The organism is Dietzia sp. B44 (assembly GCF_014145245.1).
Taxonomy (GTDB): Bacteria; Actinomycetota; Actinomycetes; order Mycobacteriales; family Mycobacteriaceae; genus Dietzia; species Dietzia natronolimnaea.
Genome location: NZ_JAALEF010000395.1, coordinates 8,349 through 14,250 on the forward strand (window position 1 = coordinate 8,349; position 5,902 = coordinate 14,250).

General features: G+C 69.6%; 4 protein-coding genes, 3 tRNA genes and 1 pseudogene. 5 read left to right on the forward strand and 3 right to left on the reverse strand.

Annotation, left to right across the window (positions count from 1 at the left end):
- Window positions 1–55 precede the first annotated feature (55 nt).
- The 3 genes from gltX to G6017_RS12740 all read left to right on the forward strand — a co-directional run bounded on the left by gltX (window position 56) and on the right by G6017_RS12740 (window position 1,818).
- The gene (gltX, locus tag G6017_RS12730) at window positions 56–1,540 is read left to right on the forward strand and encodes a glutamate--tRNA ligase (protein WP_182609687.1); all 1,485 of its coding nucleotides are present in this window, start codon (window positions 56–58) and stop codon (window positions 1,538–1,540) included.
- An 80-nt stretch (window positions 1,541–1,620) separates the two neighbouring features.
- A tRNA-Gln gene (locus G6017_RS12735) sits at window positions 1,621–1,692 on the forward strand.
- Between the two features lie 53 nt (window positions 1,693–1,745).
- Window positions 1,746–1,818: transfer RNA gene (locus G6017_RS12740), tRNA-Glu, on the forward strand.
- Between the two features lie 140 nt (window positions 1,819–1,958).
- Here the strand turns inward: G6017_RS12740 and G6017_RS12745 are convergent.
- The 3 genes from G6017_RS12745 to G6017_RS12755 all read right to left on the reverse strand — a co-directional run bounded on the left by G6017_RS12745 (window position 1,959) and on the right by G6017_RS12755 (window position 5,349).
- The gene (locus tag G6017_RS12745; RefSeq protein ID WP_179525507.1) at window positions 1,959–2,903 is read right to left on the reverse strand and encodes a hotdog domain-containing protein; all 945 of its coding nucleotides are present in this window, start codon (window positions 2,901–2,903) and stop codon (window positions 1,959–1,961) included.
- Window positions 2,904–3,034: 131 nt separating this feature from the next.
- Window positions 3,035–4,630, reverse strand: coding sequence for an MDR family MFS transporter (locus tag G6017_RS12750; protein WP_187701084.1), 1,596 nt, complete (start codon window positions 4,628–4,630; stop codon window positions 3,035–3,037).
- A complete protein-coding gene (locus tag G6017_RS12755; RefSeq protein ID WP_182609688.1) occupies window positions 4,627–5,349 on the reverse strand; it encodes a TetR/AcrR family transcriptional regulator in 723 nt (240 codons plus the stop codon). Before G6017_RS12755 ends, G6017_RS12750 begins: the two co-directional genes overlap by 4 nt.
- A 112-nt stretch (window positions 5,350–5,461) precedes the next feature.
- Between G6017_RS12755 and G6017_RS12760 the strand changes: the two genes are divergently transcribed.
- A tRNA-Glu gene (locus G6017_RS12760) sits at window positions 5,462–5,534 on the forward strand.
- Between the two features lie 78 nt (window positions 5,535–5,612).
- Window positions 5,613–5,902: pseudogene (locus tag G6017_RS16505) on the forward strand (ABC transporter substrate-binding protein); the annotation flags it as partial.

Genomic DNA, 5,902 nt, shown 5'->3' on the forward strand with positions numbered 1-5,902 from the left:
CCTAGGCCGGTCCTGCGCGGGGGTGCGAGCCGGGACCGTCACTAGGATGGTGCGCATGACAGCCCCAGACGTCCGTGTCCGTTTCTGCCCGTCGCCCACCGGTACTCCTCATGTGGGGCTCGTCCGGACGGCGCTGTTCAACTGGGCTCACGCCCGGCACACGGGCGGGACCTTCGTCTTCCGCATCGAGGACACCGACGCCGCACGCGACTCGGAGGAGTCCTACCAGGCCCTGCTCGACGCGCTCCGGTGGCTCGGGCTGGACTGGGACGAGGGTCCGGAGGTGGGCGGTCCGTACGCCCCCTACCGCCAGTCCGAACGACGCGACCAGCACCTCGATGTGGTGCGCAGGCTCGTCGACGCCGGTGAGGCCTACGAGTCCTTCTCGACCGCCGACGAGGTCGAGGCGCGCCACCGGGCGGCCGGGCGCGACCCCAAACTGGGGTACGACGGCTTCGACCGCGACCTGACGGAGGAGCAGAAGCAGGCCTACCGGGACGAGGGCCGTGGCGCCGTGATCCGGCTGCGGATGCCGGACGAGGACCTCGGGTGGGACGACCTCGTCCGCGGGGAGACCGTGTTCAAGGCCGGCACCGTTCCGGACTTCGCGCTCACCCGGGGCAACGGGATCCCGCTGTACACCCTGGTCAACCCGGTGGACGATGCGCTCATGCAGATCACCCACGTCCTGCGCGGCGAGGACCTGCTCAGCTCGACCCCCAGGCAGATCGCGCTCTACCGTGCGCTCACCCGGATCGGGGTCGCAGACCGTGTGCCCGAGTTCGGGCATCTGCCGTTCGTGATGGGGGACGGCAACAAGAAGCTGTCCAAGCGGGACCCCGAGTCGGATCTGTTCCTGCACCGCGACCGCGGCATGCTGCCCGAGGGGCTGCTCAACTACCTGGCGCTGCTGGGCTGGGGACTGTCGGACGACCGCGACGTGTTCTCCCTCCGGGAGATGGTGGAGGCCTTCGACGTGCGCCAGGTCAATGCCAACCCCGCGCGCTTCGACCAGAAGAAGGCGGACGCGATCAACGCCGAGCACATCCGGCGGCTCCCGCCGGAGGAGTTCGCGCGTCGGCTGCGGGACTTCCTCGAGGCACACCCGTCCGAGGACGGACTCACGCTGCCCGCGGAGCTGGACGGTGATCGTTGGGCGGTGCTCGCGGATCTGGTGCAGACCCGCATCGTCGTGCTGTCCGACGCGTGGGACCTGATCCGGTTCCTGGTGGTGGACGAGTCGGAGTTCGTCGTCGACCCCGGGTCCGCCGCCAAGAACCTCAAGGCCGATGCGCGCGAGGTGGTGGACGCGGCGGCGGCCGCACTGGAGTCGGTGCCGGAGTGGTCCACCCCCGCGATCGAGGCCGCGCTCTCCGGTGCGCTGGTCGACGAGCTCGGGCTCAAGCCGCGTAAGGCCTACGGTCCGGTGCGGGTCGCGGTGACCGGATCGCACATCTCCCCGCCGCTGTTCGAGTCGCTGGAACTGCTGGGTCGCGAGGTCACACTGGCCCGCCTGCAGGCCGCGCCCATCGCTGAATGACCTGGCGATTTGCTATTCACCCTCGGTGCTTTGATAGTCTCTTCGAGGTCGCCCCGCACGGGGCGGACAAGTGAATACAGTGGCCTATGGTGTAATTGGCAACACAGCGGTTTCTGGTACCGTCGTTCTAGGTTCGAGTCCTGGTAGGCCAGCTGAGCGCGTTGTAGCGCTCACTGCAGCGGTTCCTCGCGGAGCCGCGTCCTGAGCCCCCGTCGTCTAGCGGCCTAGGACGCCGCCCTCTCACGGCGGTAGCGTGGGTTCGAATCCCATCGGGGGTACACACGAGAACGCCCGGAGCATCATGCTCCGGGCGTTTTCTCGTTCTCGGCCCGGTCCTCTCCACCCCGGTCCTCTCCACCCCGGTGCATCCCGGCGCCGTCCTTCTTCCGATCGGGGGAGAACGGACGGACTGGTCCGGTCAACCGGCGGTCGTCACGTCGACCCGCCCCCGTCCTCGGAGCCGGATGAGGTGCCGCGCGTGTTCGTCGAGATCACGGTCCTCCGCGGTCAGCGGGGTCCAGTGGGGGACCGGGGTGGGGCGGAGATCCGGGCCCAGAGCCGCGCACACGGCCAGGCAATGGGTCGTCAGCACCCGTTCGGGTGACGTGGGCTCACCGGACCGCACGTGGACGGACACGTGCATCGTCTCGTGACCGGTGTGCAGGAGCCTGGCCTCCACCTCGACGACGTGGCCGATCTTCACCGGGTGGTAGAAGCGCACCCCGCCGGCGTACACGGAGGTGCACGGGGTGCCCGACCAATGGGTCGCACACAGGTTCGCGGCGTCGTCGATCCACGACATGATGCGCCCCCCGTGCACGTTGCCGCCCCAGTTCACGTCACCGGGGGCCGCGAGGAACCGCAGGGCCGATCGGGGTGCGGTTCCCGCGTCGGTATAGCTCTGGACGGCCATGGCGTCCTCGATGTCCTTCCGCAGGGCGATGCGCATCACCGCCTCGTCGGACTCGTGGACCTCCAACCGGGAGGCGGGCCGCCAGGACGGCACCGGGGTGGGTCTCCCCTCGCGGACGGCGATGAAGACGACCAGGCACTCCGCGCAGTGGCGGAAGTCGAGGGTCACGGGGTCGCAGGCCCGGACGTCGCACTGGATGTGCATCGAGGTCGATCCCGTGTGGACGAGTCGCGCCGACACCTCGACGAGTTCACCGGCCTCGATCGGCCGCGAGAAGCGGACGTTGCCCACGTAGGCGGTGACGGCGTACCCGCCGGACCACACCGCGGCCTGGGCGTACGCGGCCTTGTCGATCCACTCGAGGATGCGGCCGGTGTGCACCTGGTTCCCGGTGCCGACGTCGGTGGGTGCGGCGAGGAAACGCAGGACGGTCTCTCGGGGAGTGTTCACGCTGGGCAAGCTATCGCCGTCGCGTAACGGGGCGGTTGCCGCGGGTGTGGATCGCGTGTCGGTGTGCTCACCCCGGTCCGGCGGCGCGGTGAGCACGCCACCCGGTCGGCGGGTTCGATCCGCCGCGGGGGTCAGTCGACCGTTTCCTTGAGGGGGTCCTCCCGGATGAACAGCAGCAGCACCGTGGCGATGAGCAGCAGGGGGACCACGACGAGGAAGATCGGCACCAGGGCGTCGTTGTAGGACCCCACGATCGCGTCGTGCAGGGGCCCCGGGAGGCCGGCGAGGATCTCCGGGCTCATCGAGTTCGCCGCGCCGGAGCCCTCGGCGAACGACGCGGCCACCTCGGCCCCCTCCGGCCCCATCGCGGACGCCGCGGCCGGGATCCGGTCGCCCATGAGATCTGCCAGGCGGCTGACGAAGAGCGACCCCACGATCGCCGATCCCAGCGTCCCGCCGATCTGGCGGAAGAAGTTGTTGGACGCGGTGGCGGTCCCGACCATCGAGACGGGGAACGAGTTCTGGACGATCAGGACGAGCAACTGCATGCACAGGCCCAGGCCGAAGCCGAACACGAACAGGACCGCTCCGAGGTGCAGGAGGGTGTCGGCGGCCTCGAGGGAGCTGATGAGCCACAGACCCACGGACATGATGACCGTCCCGACCACGGGGTACCACTTGTAGCGGCCGGTACGGCTCACGATGTTGCCCACGACGATGGAGGTTCCCATCATCCCCGCCATCATCGGGGTCATCATCAGTCCGGCGTCGGTGGGCCCGAGCCCGTGGACCATCTGGATGTAGGTGGGCAGGTAGGTGATGGTCCCGAACATCGCCACGCCGATGATGAGCCCGGCGGCCGTGGAGAGCGCGAAGTTGCGTTCCGCGAACAGCGTCATGGGGATCAGTGGGTGCGGCGATCGCAACTCGACGAGGACGAACGCCGCGGCGCAGATCAGGAACAGCGCCGCGAGGCCGAGGATCACGGGGTCGGTCCACGTGTAGCGGTTACCGGCCCACGAGCAGACGAGGATGAGCGCCGTGGTGGCCGTGACCATGAGGACGGTGCCCGGCCAGTCCGTGCTGCGGCCCGTGCCGCGGGTGGGCAGCTTCAGGTAGAGGACCGCCACCACGAGGGTGAGCAGGCAGATCGGCAGGTTGAACCACAGCGCCCAGCGCCAGCCCGGGCCCTCGGTGAAGAATCCGCCCAGGAGCGGACCGAGGATCGACGACAGTCCGAAGACGGCCCCCATGACCCCCATGTACCGGCCCCTCTGCCGGGCGGGGACGACGTCGGCGACGATCGCCTGCGACAGCACCATCAGGCCGCCACCTCCCAGGCCCTGGATCGCGCGCGAGACGATCAGGATGTCGATGCTCCACGAGAGGGCCCCGAGTACGGAGCCGCCGAGGAACAGCAGGATGGCGGCGACGAAGAGCGGCTTTCGGCCGATCTGGTCCCCGAGCTTGCCGTACACGGGGAGCCCGATGGTCATGGTCAGGAGATAGACGGTGATGACCCAGCTCATCTTGTCGACCCCGCCGAGGTCCGCCACGATCGTGGGCAACGCGGTCGCGAAGATCATCTGGCCCAGGGACACGATGAGCATCCCCAGCAGCAGGGAGGTGAAGACCAGCGGCACGTTGTGGGATGCCGGAGCCGGTCCGGTGGGTCGGCGATCGTCCGTGGCGATCGTGCTGGTGTCGTTCGTGCTGGTGTCGCTCATGACGTGGTTCCCGAGGTCTCAGGGGAGATGGTCCCGGCCGGTCTGGTCCCGGCCGGCGTGGCGTCGGAGGGCGCGGTGACGAGAAGTGCGAGCTGCCGGAGGGCGAGGGCACATTCGGCGTCGAGGTCGGCGAACGTCGCGGCCTCCCGTGTCAACCAGGTGGACAGCCCGAGGTTGGCCGAGGCGGCCACGAGAGCCACGTAGGCACGTGCCTCCGCCCTGGCCGCGACCCCGTCGAGGCGGCGCAGGGCCGGGTGGCGCTCGAAGTGTTCGGTCACCAGGTCCACCAGACGGAGCTGGAAGTGAGATGACGCGGTCACCCGGGCCACCCCGAGGTCCGGGTCGGCCCGGAAGATCTCCGCTCGACGGTGGGCCAGGGTCGCGGTCTGGGCGTCGTCCGCGATCCGCGCGGCCGCGAACGCCGCGAGGAACAGCCTCAGGAGCGCCCCGGGGACGTCCGGGTCGGCAGCGTCGAGGAATTCCCGGCGGACCGCGAGCGGGACGTCCCGGGGCGGCGAACCGATGACGGCGGCCTCCTTCGAGGGCACGTAGTTGAAGAACGTGCGCTTGGAGACCTGGGCGGCGGCGCAGATCTGGTCCACCGTCACACAGTCGTACCCGTGCTCGAGTACGAGGGAGGTCGCGGAGTCCTCGATGGCGAGCATCGTGGCGCGGCGTTTGCGCTCGCGGAGGGAGTCCGGTTCCGGCGGTGAGGTCACCAGGAGAGTCTACAGAAAAGTAGACTGAGTGCATATTTACACCGGGTGAACGGCGGTCGGCCCGCCGATTTTGTGGAGCGCCGGTCGGGTCGCTAGAGTCGAGGCGTACCAGGCCCCCGTCGTCTAGTGGCCTAGGACGCCGCCCTCTCACGGCGGTAGCGTGGGTTCGAATCCCATCGGGGGTACTCAGTGACATGTCCCGGTTACTCGCGTGAGCGAGGAGCCGGGACATCGCGCATTTCGGGACGTGAGACCATTCCCCCGTGCACTCTCGTCGCGATGTCCTCCGACTGGCGCTCGGCGCCGGTGCCGGGCTGGCGACTCTGTCCGCGTGCGGGGCGGTGGGGGAGACGACGACGGGCCCGACCACCACGACGGGCGACCCGATGGCCCCACCGAGTCCCGTCCGTACCCCGACCGATGACCCACCGGTCCGGCGTGTGATGCCCCTGTCCTCCGCTGACCTGGACGTCGTGCTGGCCCTGGGGCTGGAGCCGGAGGCGGCATGGGCGGCGGACGGGACGGGGCCCCGCCCGTGGCGGGATCGGCCGTC